The organism is Mycolicibacter senuensis (genome assembly GCF_002101885.1).
Classification (GTDB): domain Bacteria; phylum Actinomycetota; class Actinomycetes; order Mycobacteriales; family Mycobacteriaceae; genus Mycobacterium; species Mycobacterium senuense.
In genome coordinates, this window is record NZ_LQPS01000050.1 from 1 (window position 1) to 17,297 (window position 17,297).

Below are 17,297 nucleotides of genomic sequence, written 5' to 3' on the forward strand. Positions count from 1 at the left end.
CCCCGAAGGCCCCCGCTCCGGTACCGGCCCCGCGAGCGCCGGCGCCCCAGCCCGTGGCGCCGCCACCACCGGCGCCGCCGCCACCACCGGCGCTGCCGCCGCCGATCATCCCGAAACTGGAGATTCCCGGCCTGCCCGGTGGCCCGCCGATATTGGGCCCGCCCCGGGGCGGCTGGGGACCCGGCAAAGGCCACGGCAAAGGCCCTCGCCGCGGTGGCCACGGTCATGGCCGCGGTGGCGGGATCCCGATTCCGATCCCGATCCCGGGCCTGCACTTCTGAGGTGGGGATTTATCTCGCAAACCGATAAGATGGGCTAATCAATCGGCGGCCGAAGCGGAGGAGGTGCAGTGGACATCGTGCTCGGAGTGTCGACGGCACTGCCGTCGGTGCGCATGGTCCTCGTCGAGGGCGAGAGCGCCGGTGGCGTCACCGTCGACGAGGACGGCTTCGAGGTTGACACCGCCGACGCGGCATTTCCCGACCAGGTGGTGTCGGCCATCTTGGGCACCCAGGAGAGCGCCCAGCAGGGCGGCTACCGGCTGGCCTCGACGGGGGTGACCGTCGCCGATCAGGTGCAGGCCGGCCAGCTGCGCGACGCCCTGGCCGACCGCCGGGTCGAGAACGTGATGCTGGTGTCGGCCTTCCTGGCGGCGGCGGCGCTGGCCCAGGCGGTGGGCGGAACGATCGGCTACCAGCGGACCGCGCTGATGTTCATCGAACCGGAGGGCGCGACGCTGGCGGTCGTCGACTCGACCGACGGCTCGATCACCGAAGTGCGTCGGGTGGCGCTGCCGCCCGACGACGGCGCGGCGCTCGCCGAGTTGACCTTCCTGGCAGCGCAGGCCGGCCGCCTGGAGTCGCGGCCCGACGGCTTGTTCGTCGTCGGATCCGGAGTCAACGTCGGCCTGGTCAAGCCCGAGTTGGACGCGGTCAGCGCGATCCCGGTCAGCGTTCCCGAGGAACCGGAGACAGCGCTGGCGCGAGGAGCGGCGCTGGCCAGCGCGCATGCGCCGCTGTTCGATTCGTCGACGTCGGCATTGGCATGGGCGCGCGACCCGGGAACCGGCGTGATCGACCCCGGTCTGGTCGCGCTGGCCTATGCCCAGCAGGCCGACTACGACGCCACGATCGGTGAATATGCGCTGGCCTACAGTGCGATCCCGGACGCCACCGACAGCGGCTATCTGGCCTTCGCGGATGCGGAAAGCACCGCGAACATCATCGCCACCGACTACCCGCCGAGTTCCGGTGTGCACCCGGCCGATGACCTCGAGCCGGCTCGACGCCGCAATCCGTTCCTGCTGGCCGGTAGCGGTCTTGCAGCCTTCTTCGTCGTCGGGGTCGCTTCCTTGCTCGTGGCGCTGGCAGTCAGTATCCGGCCCACCGCATCCGAGCATCCCGCGCCGAGCCAACACATCGTCGTACCCACTCAGCAGGCGCCGGCGCCGGTTCCCGAGGTGGCGCCCAAGGTGCCCCCAGCGGCCCCGGCACCCGCGCCCCCGGCCCCGGCGGCACCTGCGCCGCCCGTTGCGAAGGCCCCGGCAGCCCCCGCACCGATGCCAGCAGCTCCGGCGCCGGAACCGGCCGCCCCGGCTCCGGCGGCACCTGCGCCGATACCGATCCCGGTCCCGATCCAGATTCCCACTCCGCCGGCGGTCGAGATTCCCGCACCAGCAGCACCGGCACCGAAGCAACCGGAGATGCCGCCGATCTTCAAGCCGCCCGCCCAGAGTCCTCCCAAAAACGACAACCCGTCGTGGTTGCCCGGCAACAACGGGGGCGGCAACAAGGGCGGCGGCAGCAAGGGCGGCAACCCGTCGCCGTGGCTGCCCGGGGTAGGCACCAACGGGGGCGGCAACAACCCCTGGCTGCCGGGTCTGGGTGGCGGGGGCAGCGGTGTTCGCGGCGGCGGTGGCGGCTCGTGGTTCCCCGACATCGGCGGTGGCGGCAAGGGCGGCTGGCCCTTCTGAGCGCCCCGACAATCCACTAGCCTGGCGGCGTGGATTACGCCGCAGCATTACTCGATGAGACCCGCGCCTTCGGTGAGCTGATCCGCTCCGGTGATCCCGGGCTGGCGGTCCCGAGCTGCCCGGAGTGGAATCTGACCCAGCTGTTCCGGCATGTCGGGCGAGGCCATCGCTGGGCCGCGCAGATCATCGCCGACCGCCTGGACCACGCCCTGGACCCCCGCGACGTCGTCGACGGCAAGCCGCCCGCAGACCCGGACGCGGCCATCGGCTGGCTGAACGACGGCGCCCAACGGGTGCTGGACGCCACCACGCAGGTCGGGCCGGACAACCCGGCGTGGACGTTCCTGGGTCCGCGCCCGGCGTCGTGGTGGGTGCGCCGCCGGCTGCACGAGGCGACCGTGCACCGGGCCGACGCCGCGCTGGCACTGGGCGGCGATTTCGCCCTGCCGCCGGAGTTGGCCGCCGACGGGATCTCGGAGTTTCTCGACCTGATCACGGCGCGCGTCGGGCGCGACGGGCCACCGCCCCTGCTGGCCGACGGCCAGACTGTGCACCTGCATGCCACCGACGACGGGCTGGGACAGGCGGGAGAGTGGACCATCAGCCGGTCTGCCGACACCGCCGCCCTGGTCTGGTCGCATGAGCACGGCAAAGGGTCGGTGGCACTGCGGGGTCCGGCCCGCGACCTCTTTCTGGCGATCATGCGCCGGGTTCCGGTGGCCCACACCGACATCGTGGTATTCGGCGACGCCGCGGTGTGGCAGCAGTGGGTCGAGCACACCGCCTTCTGAGGGCGAGCGCACACGGTAGTTTGCAGGGCATGAGCACATCGGAGATCGCGACCGTCCTCGCCTGGCACGACGCCTTGGCCGCCGGCGACCTGGACACCTTGGAGCAGCTGTCCAGCGACGGCGTCGAGGTGGCCGACGCGAACGGCGCCGCGCAAGGCCATCAGGCGTTGCGGCGATGGGCGGCCGAAGCCGATATCACCGCCGGCATCGGCCGGATGTATGTGCACGACGGCGTCGTGGTGGCCGAATTGACCCCCGTCGGCGCCGGGGCCGCCGAGGCGGTCGCGTTCCGGGTGGTGCGCGATCAGGTCGCGGCGGTGTTCCGCCACGACGGCCTCGACGCGGCGCTGGCCGCCACGGATCTCACCGAGGCCGACCGGGTCGACTGAGCCTGCGCTGACGGCGGTTAGGCTCGACGGCATGCGCGGGATCATCCTGGCCGGTGGCTCGGGCACCCGCTTGTATCCGATCACGATGGGCGTCAGCAAGCAGTTGCTGCCGGTTTATGACAAACCGCTGGTCTACTACCCGCTGAGCACCTTGATGCTGGCCGGTATCCGAGACATTCAGGTGATCACCACCGGCCACGACGCGGCGGCGTTTCAGCGATTGCTCGGCGACGGCAGCGCATTCGGGGTCGACATCAGTTACGCGGTCCAGGATCAGCCCGACGGGCTGGGACGGGCGTTCGTCATCGGCGCCGACCACATCGGCACCGAATCGGTCGCGCTGGTGTTGGGGGACAACATCTTCTACGGGCCCGGCCTCGGCACCAGCCTGCGTCGGCACCAAGCTGTCTCGGGCGCCGTCATTTTCGCCTACTGGATGGCCGACCCGTCGGCCTATGGCGTCGTCGAGTTCGACGCCGACGGAGCGGCGACGTCGGTGGAGGAGAAGCCGTCGGCCCCCAAATCCCATTACGCGATACCAGGACTGTACTTCTACGACAACGACGTCGTCGAGATCGCCAGGGGCTTAAAGCCTTCGGCGCGCGGCGAATACGAGATCACCGACATCAACCAGGCCTACCTCGAGCAGGGTCGGCTCAGTGTCCAGACCCTGGCCCGCGGTACCGCCTGGCTGGATACCGGAACGTTCGACTCGCTGCTGGACGCCGGCGACTACGTGCGCACCATCGAGCGTCGCCAAGGCCTCAAGATCGGCATTCCTGAGGAGGTGGCCTGGCGGATGGGGTTCATCGACGACGACCACCTCGCGGCCCGGGCTGATGCGCTGCGCAAGTCCGGGTACGGCGATTACCTGTCGGGGCTGCTGGAGCGCAAATAGGGAAGATCCGGACCGGTCGCCCTGAGCGGCGAGGTAAGCCTTCCCGGCGCTGTGTCAGCCCAACAGCGGCCATCCCTTGGCCACCGCGCCACCACCGACGCAGCAAGCGGTCGCCTGCCGCACGCTGATGATGCCAACCCGACGGCGCACCCGCGGCCAAGACCGCCGGGCAGCCATCAGTGCTGAGCGCGCGCTCAACCGCAGCAGGCCTCCGCCGACATAGGGCAACAGGTTCCACGAAGGCGGCGCCGGGTGGTAGAAAAATTCGCATGAGGAACACCACCGGGGTTGCACTAGCGGCAGGTATGGCGACGGCGGCTGTGGGGTTAGCCGCGTTGGGCGCGGCGGGGGTGGCGCAGGCCGAGCCCCGCTACCACTGGTGCCCGGGCGAGCAGTGGAGCGGGTGGATGGGCGTCAACTGGAACACGAACTACTGCCACGACAACCACTACCTCGACAATGTTCCGCACGACCCGGACCATTGGCAGAACGGCGGCACCTTCGACCCGAACTGGCCGCCGCCTCCGCAACCGCCCTACTACACCCGGTAGCCCGCCAGGAAGTTGCCCAGCCGTTCGATGGCGCCGGACAGGTCGCGGGCCCACGGCAGCGTCACGATGCGCAGATGGTCCGGCGCGGGCCAGTTGAACCCGGTGCCCTGGGTCACCAGGATCTTCTCCTGCAACAGCAGATCCAGGACCAACTGTTCGTCGTCCTGGATCGGGTAGACCTCGGGGTCCAGTCGCGGGAAGGCGTAGAGTGCGCCGCTCGGCTTGACGCAGGAGACGCCGGGAATCTCGTTGAGTTTGCTCCAGGCCACGTCTCGTTGTTCGAGTAGTCGACCGCCCGGCAGCACCAGGTCGTCGATGCTCTGATGACCGCCCAACGCCACCTGAATAGCGTGCTGCGCCGGCACATTCGGGCACAGCCGCATGTTGGCGAGCAGGTTGATGCCCTCCAGGAAACTGGTCGCGTGCTCCTTGGGGCCGGTGATGGCCAGCCAGCCGGCCCGGTAACCCGCCACCCGATAGGCCTTCGACAGCCCGTTGAAGGTCAGGCAGAGCAGATCCGGGGCCAGGGTGGCCAAATTCGTGTGCTCGGCGTCGTCGTAGAGGATCTTGTCGTAGATCTCGTCGGCCAGCAGCAGGAGCTGATGCTTGCGGGCCAACTCGGCGATCTGGCTGAGCACCTCGCGCCCGTAGACCGCACCGGTCGGGTTGTTCGGGTTGATCACCACCAGCGCCTTGGTCCGCTCGGTGATCTTCGATTCGATGTCGGCGATGTCGGGCTGCCAGCCCTGGGTCTCGTCGCACAGGTAGTGCACCGGCGTCCCACCGGCCAGCGACGTCGATGCCGTCCACAGCGGATAGTCCGGCGCCGGGATCAGCACCTGGTCGCCGTTGTCCAGCAGTGCCTGAAGTACCAGGCTGATCAGCTCGGAGACCCCGTTGCCCAGATACACGTCGTCGACGTCGAAGCGGGGGAACCCCTCGACCAGTTCATAGCGGGTGACCACCGCACGCCGCGCCGGCAGGATGCCCTGCGAGTCCGAATATCCCTGCGCGTGCGGCAACGCCTGGATCATGTCCCGCATGATCACGTCGGGCGCCTCGAACCCGAACGGGGCCGGGTTGCCGATGTTGAGCTTGAGGATGCGGTGCCCCTCGGCCTCCATCCGCGCGGCCTGGGCGTGGATCGGACCGCGGATCTCATAGAGGACGTCCTGCAGTTTGGTCGACTGCGCGAGCGTCCGCTGCCGCAGCTGGCTGCCGACGGCAGGCCAGGGCATCTGGTGAGGCAACTGGTGAGCGGTCACGTCGAATATGGTCGCATAGCTGTCCAATCAAAATTTGCCCGAGAAACAAATCGGGGCCGTATGTGCACCCACACGGCCCCAACTTGTTATCTCAGCGTTTGCCCGGGGGTCGCGCTCCGCGCTGGATTCCCAGTCCCTTCGCGGCGGGCTGTTCCTTGGGGGCCTCCGACGGCGTGCTCTCGGGAGCAGCCTCGGCAGCGGGAGCGCCGGCAGCCGGTGCTTCGTCGCCCTCGGCAGCCGGTTCCTCCTTGGCGGGCTCAGCGGCCCGGACGGGCTCAGCCGCCGGGGCCGCCTTCTTGGCGCCGGGCTTACGTGCTCCCGCCGCCATTCCGAGGCCCTTGACCGGTGCTGCCGGTGCCGCGGGAGCGGCAGGCTCGGCCGGCGCCGCGGTGTCGGCCGAGCTGGCCTCCGGCGCCGCCGCGGACTCGGTGGCCTCCGCGGCCGGGGCTGCCGGTGCCGCCGCCTTCTTGGCACCGGGACGCTTCGCCCCGCCGGCCATTCCCAACCCCTTGACCGGGGCTGCTGGAGCAGCGGGTGCCGCGGTGTCGGCCGCTGATGCCGCCGTGTCGGCCGCCGTGGCCTCTGCTGCCGGTGCCGCCGCCTTCTTGGCGCCCGGACGCTTCGCCCCGCCGGCCATTCCCAGCCCCTTGGCCGGAGCCGCGGTCTTGGCCTCGGCGGCCGGGGCGGCGGCCGGCTTCTCCGCCGTCGCGGTGGCCGCGGCAACAGGTGCCGGCGCCTCCTTCTTCGGCGCCGTCTTGGCGGTCGCAGCGGCCTGGCTGGCGGCGGTGCCCTTCGCCGGCAACGTCACCCCGGACATGTCCAGCGAATCCAGCAGCAGCTGGGCGATGTCGCGCACGTCCACGCCGGAACGTCCGGACGCATCGATCCGGTCGTCGACGCCGTCGCTGATCATCACCCGGCAGAACGGGCAGGCGGTGGCGATGGTGGTGGCGCCGGTGGCCAGCGCCTCGTCCACGCGGTCGTGATTCACCCGCTTGCCGATGTGCTCTTCCATCCACATCCGAGCGCCGCCGGCGCCGCAGCAGAACGAGCGATCGCGGTTACGCGGCATCTCGACCAGGTTGGCGCCCGCGGCGGTGACGAGCTCGCGCGGCGGTTCGTAAACCTTGTTGTGGCGGCCCAGGAAACACGGGTCGTGGTAGGTGACGTCGCGCGACATCGGCGTGACCGGTATCAGCTTCTTGTCCCGGACCAGGCGGTTGAGCACCTGGCTGTGGTGCAGCACCGTGTACTCGCTGCCCAGCTGCGGGTATTCCCGCGAGATCGTGTTGAAGCAGTGCGGACAGCTCGCGATGATCTTGCGGTCGGGCCTTTCCAGGCCGTCGAACAACTCGTTGAGCGTCTCGACGTTCTGAGTTGCCAACTGCTGGAAGAGGAACTCGTTGCCGGATCGCCGCGCCGGGTCACCGGTGCAGGTCTCGCCGGTGCCCAGCACCAGGAACTTCACCCCGGCGGCGGCCAGCAGTTCGGCGGTCGCCTTGGTGGTCTTCTTGGCGCGGTCCTCATAGGCGCCGGCGCATCCCACCCAGAACAGGTACTCGAACCCGTCGAAGCTCTCGACGTCCTGGCCGTAGACGGGGATGTCGAAGTTGAGTTCGTCGATCCAGGCGGTGCGCTCGCTGGCGTTCTGCCCCCACGGGTTGCCCTTGTTCTCCAGGTTCTTGAACAGCACGGCCAGCTCGGACGGGAACTCCGACTCCACCAGCACCTGGTAGCGGCGCATGTCCAGGATGTGGTCGATGTGCTCGATGTCCACCGGGCACTGCTCGACGCAGGCGCCGCAGTTGGTGCATGACCACAACACGTCCGGGTCGATCACGCCGCCCTGTTCCTCGGTACCGACCAGCGGCCGGACCGCCTGCTCCGGGCCCGAGCCGCCGATGCGCTCGAAGCCCTTCTCCGGCACGTGGTGGCCGGCCAGCGGCTTGGCGTCGGCGAGGTCGATGTCCATGGCCGGCGCTTCGGTGGTGCCCAGCAGGTAGGGCGCCTTGGCCATCCAGTGGTCGCGCAGGTCCATGATCAGCAACTTGGGGCTCAACGGCTTGCCGGTGTTCCACGCCGGGCACTGCGACTGGCAGCGGCCACATTCGGTACAGGTGGCGAAGTCGAGCATGCCCTTCCAGGAGAAGTCCTCGATCTTGCCGCGGCCGAACACCGCGTCCTCGGGCGGGTCGTCGAAGTTCAGCGCCTCGCCCTCGTACTCGATCGGCAGCAGCGGGCCCAGGCCGTCGGGCAACCGCTTGAAGGTGACGTTGATCGGGGCCAGGAAGATGTGCAGGTGCTTGGAGTGCAGCACGATGATCAGGAACGCCAGCATCACCAGGATGTGCAGCAGCAGTGCGGTGGTCTCGATGTACTCGTTGGCGGTGACGCCCAGCGGCTCCATGATCTTGCCCATCAACTGCGACAGGTAGGCGCCCTTGCCGTACGGCAGGTTGTCGGTGACGACCGCGGCGCCGCGTAGCAGCAGGAACGTCCAGACCACGTTGAGGATCATGACCAGGATCAGCCAGGCCCCGCCGTTGTGCGAGCCGTAGAACCGGGACTCCCGGCCGTGCTCGGCGGGGTTGCGGATGATGCGGATGATCATGAACGCGAATATCGACAGGGTGACCGCGGTGATGAAGAAGTCCTGCAGGAAGCCCAGCGCGTCCCAGTGGCCGATGATCGGCAGCGCGAAGTCCGCTTTGAACAGCTGACCGTAGGCCTCGATGTAGACCGTGAGCAGGACCAGGAACGCCCACATCGTGAAGAAGTGTGCGATGCCTGGAATCGACCACTTCAGCAGCTTGGACTGGGCGGCGACCTCTTTGAGCTGGGTCCAGACCCGGGCTCCTACGTCAGAGGTCCGCTCGGCGCCGACCTTCTGGCCGGACATGACCAGCCGGTACAGCCACAACACCCGGCGCGCGGAGAAGTAGACGACGATTGCCGTCATGGACAGGCCGACGACCAGCCTGATCATCATCTGGACATCCTCGGTCACGGAGCGCCTCTCTCATCCAGAAGCTACCGGTCAGTAACTTAACCGTAGTTACTGACGGGTAACTTACCGTCTACCTTGCGCAATACCTGCTCAAGCGCTGCTTGATGCTCGCCCATAGTGCCACCCCGTTCCCGCCCAGCGCGACGCAGGCTGGCCTAACTGTATCGGCTTGCGACTGTTCGGAAGGGTTTTCGCGGCGCGGCAGCGCTATTGACCGTCCGCCGCGGCAGTGGTGGTCGGCGGCGCTTCGGTCGTGGTCGGGGGCGCGGTGGTGGTGGGCTGCGTGGTCGGGGCCTGCGTGGTGGTGGGCTGGGTGGTTGTCGGCGCAGTGGTGGTCGTCGTCGGTTCGGTGGTGGTGGTCGGTGGTTCGGTGGTGGTCGTCGGCGGCTCCGTGGTGGTCGTATCCGGCGGCGGTGCTTCTTCTTCGCCACTGGGCGCCGGGGCGACCGGCCCCGGGTGCTGGGCGGGCGACTCGCCCGGAGGTGCCACGGTGGACGTGACCGACGTCGTGGCCGGCGTGGTGTCGCCGGAGTCCTTGTTCACCAGGCGGACCATGCTCCACACCAGGGTGGCGATCAGCAGTGCGGTGAGCACACCCCAGCCGATCAGCGCGAGCGGCCGCAGGTACCAGGGGGCCGGTGGCGGTTCGGGAGGTTCGGACCAGCCGGGCTGCGACCCGGTGGGGTCGCGGTACTCGCTGTAGTAACCGGCCGGCTCGTCATATCTGCCGGCCCCGCGATAGTCGTAGTCGGCCATCTGGGTCGGTTCGTCGTTCGGGTCGTCCGGCGTTCGTTCCACGCACACCGATGGTAGGTGCTGCGGCTGACGAAACCCCGCGCCGGTGGCTGACGACTCGCTGTGCCGGCTACCGGGTGACGCCGCGTCGCGCAACCAGCTCGAACACCGCCCGCCAGCCGAGCAGGAACACAGCGGTAACCGTTGCTGCGATTCCGACGAAAGACCACGTCACGCCTGCGCCGGTCGCTGCCCGCAACGCCATGCCGACCAGCACCGTCGATATCCAGACGATCACCCCGGTGGGCAGCACGGCGGTGGGCCGGCGCCAACCGCGGGACACCAGCCAGCCCAGCACCGTACCGCTCAGAAACGGCCAGGCCGTGGTCGCCAGACCGCTGACATCGACGCCCTCGTCGTGGCTGCGCCGCCCCAGCGCGCAGAACACCAGGACGGCCACCACATCGATGCCGAGCCAGGCCGGATCACGCTGCGATCGCATGCGGCGAGACTACCGAGCGACCGGGACACCGGCGCTGCCGACCGGGCCGGTCTACCGGTACGGCGGAATGGTGATCACCGTCGGCAGCTCAGGAACCTTGGGCACCGGCGGGATGGTGATCACCGAGGGCAGCGACGGCAGGCGCGGCCGGTGGCGATGCGTCTCACTGGGCGCCGGGGGCTGCCGCGGCGGCGCCTGCCGAGGCGGGGGCGGCGCGGCAGTGGTGCTCGAAGCGCCCGGCGGGGTGCTGGTCGGACTAGTCGTGCTGGACGAACTCGTCGTGCCGGCGGTGGTGCTGGTGCTCGACGAGGTGCTGGCCGGCACGGTACTGCTGTCTCCCGGGCCGCGGCTGGTCAGCTGGATGATGCCCCAGATCACCAGCGCGAGCATCAGCAGAATGAGTCCGAACCAGGCGATCAGCACCGATCGTCGGCGGAACCACGGGGTGGGCACCGCAGCGGCGAAGTCGTCGGTCTCCGGATCGCCGGGAAGCTGCTGTTCGAACGGGTTGTAGGCGGGGTTGTACTGGGTCGGTGCGTTGCCGGGGTGGTGGCCCGGGCCGCCGGGGTGCGGCCCGGGGCCGGGGGGCCGAACGGCGCGGGCTGGGGCCCGCGCGGTTGCGGCCCGCGTTGGCCGTACTGAGTGGATCGGGTTGGATCGTCTCCGGGTGTGCCGGAGCCGGGTGAAGATCCGAAGCGCGCCATTCCAGCGATCGTAACGGAAAGCGGTGGCTGCTGAGCTGGGCCAGAGGTCAGAACGTCTCGACGTTGTCGATGCTGACGAACATGCCGTGACCGGTGCGGTCATTGGTGAATCGGGTGCCCTCGACGTCGGCGTCGATCTTCCAGCCCTCGGCCTGGTAGGTCAGGTAGTCGATGGTGACGACCGGGATGTCACCGAGGTTGCCGAGCACCCACTGCACCGTGCCGTCGGAGCTGACGCTGACACCGTTGGCGTGCTCACCGCTTTTGAGCGGGCTGTTGGTGAACTCGGCTTCGCAGTCGACCTGCCGTGTCGAGATCTGGCATCGGGTCCGTCCGGACTTCGTCTCGATGAAGACGTATCCGTTCTCGTCCGGGGGCAGGGCGATGGCGTCGCCCGGCTTGCCGGGTGCGCCCGACGACGGCGGCGGGGTGGGTGTCGGGGTGCTCGGCGGTGCGGTGGTGGGGCGAGGTGTCCGCAATGACGGCTCCGGTGGCCCGCTGCCGCCGGGCGCCGCGGTCGGGTTGCCGTCGACGGTGGAGCTGCAGCCGGCCAGCAGCAGTGCGGCCGCCAGCGCCAGCTGCCGGCTGAACGCCCTGGTTCTCACTTGATCCGGTACCCGCACGCAGTCCCCCGCCGACGTCGATTGGGGCACAGCCTACGCATCCTGTGACGCGAGTGGCTGCAGTGACGCGCAGTTCCAGGCGCCGGACGCCGACCCGCCGGCGACCACAAATCCGACTACGAGAAATCCCGGAATGCCAGCACACCCCCGGCGACGGCCGTGACCGCGGCGAGCGCGTAGCCGAGCACCGACCACCAACCCGCGTGCAGGTAGGCGGTGATGGCGACGATCGCGATGGCGCAGAAGACCAGGGCCATCCCGTACAGCGGAGGCTTGGCTGCGTACCGGTTGGGCATGGGGTTTCGGTCTCCTCCTACTCGTCCGCTTCGGCCTGCGCGGCCACTGCGGGCGGTTGCTGCCCGGTGACCGTGGGGGGCACGGCCGCGGCCGTCACCCGCTTACGCACCAGGTACCAGCCGGCGACCAAGCCCGGTCCGCCGACCAGCGCCGCGGTGCGAATCCAGACGCCGTATTCGGGATCGAACATCATCAGCACCAGCACGGCGGCCAGGAAGGCCAGGGTGACGTACCCGCTGTAGGGCGCCAGCGGCATCCGGAAGGCCGGGCGCTGCAGGTCGCTTCGCTTCGTCAACGAGAAGAACCGCAGTTGGCAGGCGACGATCGTCGCCCACGCGGTCACAACGCCCAAGGCGGCGATGTTGAGCACGATCTCGAAGGCGTGCTCGGGGACGACGGCGTTCAGCGCGACCCCGAACAGGCCGATCGCGCCGGTCAGCAGGATGCCGCCGTAGGGCACACCATTACTGGACAGCGGTGCGGTGAACTTCGGGCCGCTGCCGTTGACCGCCATCGACCGCAGAATCCGCCCGGTGGAGTACAGGCCGGCGTTGAGGCTGGAGAACGCCGCGGTGAGCACCACCAGATTCATCAGGCCGCCGGCGCCGTTGAACCCGATCTTGGCGAAGAACGTGACGAACGGGCTCTCGCCGTGCTTGTAGGCGGTGTAGGGCAGCAGCAGCGCCAGCAGCACCACCGAGCCGACGTAGAAGATCGCGATCCGGGCCACCACCGAGTTGATCGCCCGCGGCATGATCTTCTCCGGCTCGGCGGTCTCGCCGGCGGCGGTGCCGACCAGTTCGACCGCGGCGTAGGAGAACACCACACCCGAGGTGACCAGCACCAGAGGGAGTAGTCCGGTCGGCAGGAAGCCGCCGTTGTCGACCCACAGGTGCAGGCCGGTGGATTCCCCGTCGACCTGGAAGCGCCCGCCCAGAAAGACGGTGCCGACGATCAGGAAGGTCACCAGGGCCACCACCTTGATCAGTGCGGCCCAGAACTCCAGTTCGCCGAAGAGCTTCACCGAGATCAGGTTCATCGACACCACCGCCACCAGTGCGATCAGTGCCAGCACCCACTGCGGGACGACGTGGAACGCGCCCCAGTAGTGGAAGTACGTCGCGATCGCGGTGGTATCGACGATCCCGGTCATCGACCAGTTGAGGAAGTACAACCAGCCCGCGACGAATGCCGTTTTCTCCCCGAAGAATTCGCGGGCATACGACACGAACGATCCCGAGGTGGGGCGGTGCACCACCAGTTCGCCGAGCGCCCGCAGGATGAAGAACACGAAGATGCCGCAGATCGCGTAGACCACGAACAGGGCGGGGCCTGCCTCGTGCAGTCGCCGGCCGGCCCCCAGGAACAGCCCGGTGCCGATCGCCCCGCCGATGGCGATCATCTGCACCTGACGAGGGTGGAGATCCTTGTGATAGCCCTCGTCTTCACGGGCCAATGCGGCCGGTGGGGCCAGGTGAGGGTCGGGGGCGGTAGGCATCGGTGCGAGGGTAACCCACCGCGACGCCGATCGTGGTTGGCGACGCCGAGCACCACTGCCCAGGCGAGGCGACCCACTAACCTTGGATTGTCTGCAGGTCAAGCGGCGGGCCCGAGTCGGCGGGAGGTCGATCATGCGGCCGGGAATCTGGCTTCGGTGGGCATTGCTGCACGGGATTCCGCGGGGAGTCCTGGCGGTGCAGGCGCGCCGTGGTGAACCCATGGCACGGCTGCTCGCCGGCCCGCTGCGCGGCGGTGAACCCGGGCCGCTGACCGAGCAGATTCGCGCCCGAGGCAGCCTGACTCGCACGCCGTTCGTCTCGGTGACCGCCGACCACGAGCTGTGCCGAACGATCCTGCGTGATGACCGGTTCGGAGTGACCAACCCGGCCAACATGAAACTTTCCAAACCGGTGCGCTGGTTGATCAGCCGAACGGATCCGCAGCTGCCGAATCCGGCCGAACCGCCCTCGATGCTCGCGGTCGATCCGCCCGATCACACGCGCTACCGGCGAGCCGTGGTGCGTGCGTTCACGCCTCGTGCGATCGAAAGACTGCGTTCCCGGATCGTCGACATCACCAATGAGCTGCTCGACCGGGTGGAATCGGCATCGCATCCGGACCTGATCACCGATTTCGCGGGTCCGTTGCCGGCAATGATCATCGCCGAGATCCTCGGAATGCCCGAAGAGATGCGGCCACAGCTGCTCGACCGGGGTGAACGAGGCGCACCGCTGCTTGATGTCGGCTTGTCTTGGACGACGTTTCGGGTTGCCATGCAATCGCTGCGGGAAGCCGACCGCGAGTTCGGCGACCACGTCGAACGGCTGCTGCGCGAACCCGGCGACGACATCTTCAGTCAGGTGGTCCACGACGGGGACCTTGACCGGCGCGAACTGGGCGTGACGGCGTTACTGGTCGCCGGCGCGGGATTCGAGACCACCGTCAATCTGATCGGCAACGCGATCGTGCTGTTGTTGCGTCACCCGCAACAGTTGGCGATGCTGCGCGAGGATCCCGCGTTGTGGCCGGGTGCGGTCGAGGAGGTGTTGCGCTTCGACAGCCCGGTGCAGATGACGTCTCGGAATCCGTTCTGCGACTTGGAGATCGACGGGCACCACCTCGCTGCAGGCGAAACGGTCGCGCTGCTGCTGGGCGGCGCCAACCACGACCCCAGCGTGTTCGACGAGCCCGGCCGGTTCGACATCATCAGGGCCAACGCCCACGAGCATCTGTCCTTCAGCAGCGGCGTACACGCCTGCCTCGGGGCCAACCTGGCCCGCATGGAAGCCACCATCGCGCTGCGCGCGCTGTTCGAGCGATTTCCCGACCTGGCGCTCGCCGGCGCCCCGACACCGCGGGGGTTGGCCACGTTGCACGGTTTCCGGTGCATACCGGCCACGACGGGCGCCTCGGCGCGCCCGGCGACGGCCTAGGGGAACAAACCGGGTACCCCTCCCGTTGACCAATTCGACAAGTTGAGTCACAAACACTCAAGTCTGAGTTGACAGCAGGGCGGCGGCAAGCGCATCCTTGAGCGCAGTCCGCTCAGACTAGGGAATCGTCTATCAGGGAGGAACCACAATGGCTCGTGCGGTCGGAATCGACCTCGGGACCACCAACTCTTGCGTCTCGGTGCTGGAGGGCGGCGATCCCGTCGTCGTAGCAAACTCGGAGGGCTCGCGCACCACCCCGTCGGTCGTCGCGTTCGCCCGCAACGGTGAGGTGCTGGTCGGCCAGCCCGCCAAGAACCAGGCGGTCACCAACGTCGACCGCACCATCCGCTCGGTCAAGCGCCACATGGGCACCGACTGGAACGTCGAGATCGACGACAAGGACTACACCGCGCAGGAGATCAGCGCCCGCGTGCTGATGAAGCTCAAGCGCGACGCGGAGGCCTACCTCGGTGAGGACATCACCGACGCGGTCATCACCGTGCCCGCCTACTTCAACGACGCCCAGCGCCAGTCCACCAAGGAAGCCGGCCAGATCGCCGGCCTGAACGTGCTGCGCATCGTCAACGAGCCCACCGCGGCCGCGCTGGCCTACGGGCTCGACAAGGGCCACAAGGAGCAGACCATCCTGGTGTTCGACCTCGGCGGCGGCACCTTCGACGTCTCGCTGCTGGAGATCGGCGAGGGCGTGGTCGAGGTACGGGCCACCTCGGGCGACAACCACCTTGGTGGCGACGACTGGGACGACCGCGTGGTGGAGTGGCTGGTCGACAAGTTCAAGGCCACGTCGGGTATCGACCTGACCAAGGACAAGATGGCGATGCAGCGGCTGCGGGAGGCGGCCGAGAAGGCCAAGATCGAGCTGTCGAGCTCGCAGAGCACCTCGATCAACCTGCCCTACATCACCGTCGACGCCGACAAGAACCCGCTGTTCCTCGACGAGCAGCTCACCCGCTCGGAGTTCCAGAAGATCACCCAGGACCTGCTGGACCGCGCCCGCAAGCCGTTCCAGTCGGTGATCAAGGACGCCGGCATCTCGGTGTCGGAGATCGACCACGTGGTGCTGGTGGGTGGTTCCACCCGGATGCCCGCGGTGACCGATCTGGTCAAGGAGCTGACCGGCGGCCAGGAGCCCAACAAGGGCGTCAACCCCGACGAGGTTGTCGCCGTGGGCGCCGCGCTGCAGGCCGGTGTGCTCAAGGGCGAGGTGAAAGACGTTCTGCTGCTTGACGTCACCCCGCTGTCGCTTGGTATCGAGACCAAGGGCGGCGTGATGACCAAGCTGATCGAGCGCAACACCACCATCCCGACCAAGCGCAGCGAGACCTTCACCACCGCCGACGACAACCAGCCGTCGGTGCAGATCCAGGTCTTCCAGGGTGAGCGCGAGATCGCCTCGCACAACAAGCTGCTCGGCTCCTTCGAGCTGACCGGTATCCCGCCGGCCCCGCGCGGTGTCCCGCAGATCGAGGTCACCTTCGACATCGACGCCAACGGCATCGTGCACGTCACCGCCAAGGACAAGGGCACCGGCAAGGAGAACACGATCAAGATCCAGGAGGGCTCCGGCCTGTCCCAGGAGGAGATCGACCGGATGATCAAGGACGCCGAGGCGCACGCCGACGAGGACCGCAAGCGTCGCGAAGAGGCCGACGTGCGCAACCAGGCCGAGTCGCTGGTCTACCAGACGGAGAAGTTCGTCACCGAACAGCGCGAGGCCGAGGGTGGTTCGAAGGTTCCCGAGGACACCCTGGCCAAGGTCGACGCGGCGATCGGCGAGGCGAAGAAGGCGCTGGAAGGCACCGACATCGGCGCCATCAAGTCGGCGATGGAGAAGTTGGGCGTCGAATCGCAGGCGCTCGGCCAGGCGATCTACGAGGCCACCCAGGCCGAGCAGTCCGCTGACGCCGGTGCAGCGCCCGGCGGTGACGACGATGTCGTCGACGCCGAAGTGGTCGACGATGGAGACACCAAGTGAGCGAAGGCGATTCACGCGAGCCGGCCCCGGAGAAGATCACCGTGACCGACAAGCGCCGCATCGACCCGGAAACCGGTGAGGTGCGGGCGGGTTCTGCCGGGCCGGCTCCAAGCGAGCCGGCACCGGCGGGTCCGGTCGCCGACGGTGGCGAGGTCGACCAGGTCGCGGAGCTGACCGCCGACCTGCAGCGGGTGCAAGCCGACTTCGCGAACTACCGCAAGCGGGCGCTGCGCGACCAGCAGGGCGTCGCGGATCGGGCCAAGGCCTCGGTGGTGACCGAGCTGCTGCCGATCCTCGACGACCTGGACCGCGCCCGTAGCCACGGCGACCTCGAGTCGGGGCCACTGAAGGCGTTGGGCGACAAGCTGACCGGTGTGCTCGACGGACTGGGATTGGCAGCGTTCGGCGTCGAGGGCGACGAGTTCGACCCGCTGCTGCACGAGGCCGTGCAGCACGAGGGCGACGGAACCCATTCGGTGATCGGCACCGTGCTGCGGCAGGGTTACAAACTCGGTGAGCAGGTGCTGCGCCACGCCATGGTCGGGGTGGTGGACACCGTCCCGGACGGTGACCAGGGCAGCGATGGGGCCGAAGCCGGAGCCGACGAAGACGCCGGCGACGAGAATTGATCTAG

At 68.5% G+C, this 17,297-nt stretch carries 17 protein-coding genes; 10 read left to right on the forward strand and 7 right to left on the reverse strand.

Features of this window, described 5'->3' with window-relative positions; genetic code table 11:
* The 6 genes from AWC24_RS21950 to AWC24_RS22245 form a co-directional block, all read left to right on the forward strand.
* Nucleotides 1-281 (forward strand): hypothetical protein (locus tag AWC24_RS21950; RefSeq protein WP_207568336.1); only part of this gene is annotated, 281 nt, incomplete at its 5' end.
* 68 nt (nt 282-349) lie between these two features.
* The gene (locus AWC24_RS18745; protein WP_207568337.1) at nt 350-1,972 is read left to right on the forward strand and encodes a DUF7159 family protein; all 1,623 of its coding nucleotides are present in this window, start codon (nt 350-352) and stop codon (nt 1,970-1,972) included.
* Between the two features lie 29 nt (nt 1,973-2,001).
* On the forward strand, nt 2,002-2,763 hold the full coding sequence (locus AWC24_RS18750; protein WP_085087912.1) for a maleylpyruvate isomerase family mycothiol-dependent enzyme: 762 nt from the start codon (nt 2,002-2,004) through the stop codon (nt 2,761-2,763).
* Between the two features lie 29 nt (nt 2,764-2,792).
* Complete coding sequence (locus tag AWC24_RS18755; RefSeq protein ID WP_085087915.1) at nt 2,793-3,152, forward strand: nuclear transport factor 2 family protein; 360 nt, start codon at nt 2,793-2,795, stop codon at nt 3,150-3,152.
* Between the two features lie 31 nt (nt 3,153-3,183).
* Nucleotides 3,184-4,050: a glucose-1-phosphate thymidylyltransferase RfbA gene (rfbA, locus tag AWC24_RS18760; protein WP_085087917.1), complete on the forward strand. Its 867-nt coding sequence runs from the start codon at nt 3,184-3,186 to the stop codon at nt 4,048-4,050.
* Nucleotides 4,051-4,319: 269 nt separating this feature from the next.
* Nucleotides 4,320-4,601 (forward strand): Mtp family mycobacterial-type pilin, encoded by a 282-nt coding sequence (locus AWC24_RS22245; RefSeq protein WP_133055737.1) that lies wholly within the window; start codon nt 4,320-4,322, stop codon nt 4,599-4,601.
* Here the strand turns inward: AWC24_RS22245 and AWC24_RS18770 are convergent.
* The 4 genes from AWC24_RS18770 to AWC24_RS18785 form a co-directional block, all read right to left on the reverse strand.
* The gene (locus AWC24_RS18770) at nt 4,589-5,893 is read right to left on the reverse strand and encodes a pyridoxal phosphate-dependent aminotransferase (protein WP_085087920.1); all 1,305 of its coding nucleotides are present in this window, start codon (nt 5,891-5,893) and stop codon (nt 4,589-4,591) included. The genes AWC24_RS22245 and AWC24_RS18770 overlap by 13 nt on opposite strands.
* Before the next feature lie 64 nt (nt 5,894-5,957).
* Nucleotides 5,958-8,855, reverse strand: coding sequence for a (Fe-S)-binding protein (locus tag AWC24_RS18775; RefSeq protein ID WP_085088171.1), 2,898 nt, complete (start codon nt 8,853-8,855; stop codon nt 5,958-5,960).
* A gap of 225 nt (nt 8,856-9,080) precedes the next feature.
* A complete protein-coding gene (locus tag AWC24_RS18780; RefSeq protein WP_085087923.1) occupies nt 9,081-9,671 on the reverse strand; it encodes a hypothetical protein in 591 nt (196 codons plus the stop codon).
* A 67-nt stretch (nt 9,672-9,738) separates the two neighbouring features.
* The gene (locus tag AWC24_RS18785) at nt 9,739-10,110 is read right to left on the reverse strand and encodes a DUF3054 domain-containing protein (protein WP_085087926.1); all 372 of its coding nucleotides are present in this window, start codon (nt 10,108-10,110) and stop codon (nt 9,739-9,741) included.
* Between AWC24_RS18785 and AWC24_RS18790 the strand changes: the two genes are divergently transcribed.
* Complete coding sequence (locus AWC24_RS18790; RefSeq protein ID WP_085087929.1) at nt 10,109-10,624, forward strand: hypothetical protein; 516 nt, start codon at nt 10,109-10,111, stop codon at nt 10,622-10,624. The two genes, AWC24_RS18785 and AWC24_RS18790, sit on opposite strands and share 2 nt — an antisense overlap.
* Nucleotides 10,625-10,861: 237 nt before the next feature.
* Here AWC24_RS18790 and AWC24_RS18795 read toward each other — a convergent pair whose 3' ends face one another.
* The 3 genes from AWC24_RS18795 to AWC24_RS18805 all read right to left on the reverse strand — a co-directional run bounded on the left by AWC24_RS18795 (nt 10,862) and on the right by AWC24_RS18805 (nt 13,232).
* Nucleotides 10,862-11,419, reverse strand: a complete 558-nt coding sequence (locus AWC24_RS18795; protein ID WP_109560562.1) for a hypothetical protein — start codon at nt 11,417-11,419, stop codon at nt 10,862-10,864.
* Between the two features lie 134 nt (nt 11,420-11,553).
* Nucleotides 11,554-11,733: a hypothetical protein gene (locus AWC24_RS18800; protein ID WP_085087931.1), complete on the reverse strand. Its 180-nt coding sequence runs from the start codon at nt 11,731-11,733 to the stop codon at nt 11,554-11,556.
* Nucleotides 11,734-11,750: 17 nt separating this feature from the next.
* Nucleotides 11,751-13,232, reverse strand: coding sequence for an amino acid permease (locus AWC24_RS18805; protein WP_085087934.1), 1,482 nt, complete (start codon nt 13,230-13,232; stop codon nt 11,751-11,753).
* A gap of 133 nt (nt 13,233-13,365) precedes the next feature.
* Here AWC24_RS18805 and AWC24_RS18810 point away from each other — a divergent pair, with 133 nt between their 5' ends.
* The 3 genes from AWC24_RS18810 (at nt 13,366) to grpE (ending at nt 17,292) form a co-directional block, all read left to right on the forward strand.
* On the forward strand, nt 13,366-14,667 hold the full coding sequence (locus AWC24_RS18810) for a cytochrome P450 (protein WP_085087937.1): 1,302 nt from the start codon (nt 13,366-13,368) through the stop codon (nt 14,665-14,667).
* 148 nt (nt 14,668-14,815) lie between these two features.
* Nucleotides 14,816-16,663 carry a molecular chaperone DnaK gene (gene dnaK / locus AWC24_RS18815; protein ID WP_085087940.1) on the forward strand — a complete coding sequence of 616 codons (1,848 nt, stop codon included), beginning with the start codon at nt 14,816-14,818 and terminating at the stop codon, nt 16,661-16,663.
* Nucleotides 16,660-17,292: a nucleotide exchange factor GrpE gene (gene grpE, locus AWC24_RS18820; protein WP_085087943.1), complete on the forward strand. Its 633-nt coding sequence runs from the start codon at nt 16,660-16,662 to the stop codon at nt 17,290-17,292. The genes dnaK and grpE overlap by 4 nt, the downstream gene beginning before the upstream one ends.
* The last annotated feature ends 5 nt before the right edge of the window (nt 17,293-17,297 follow it).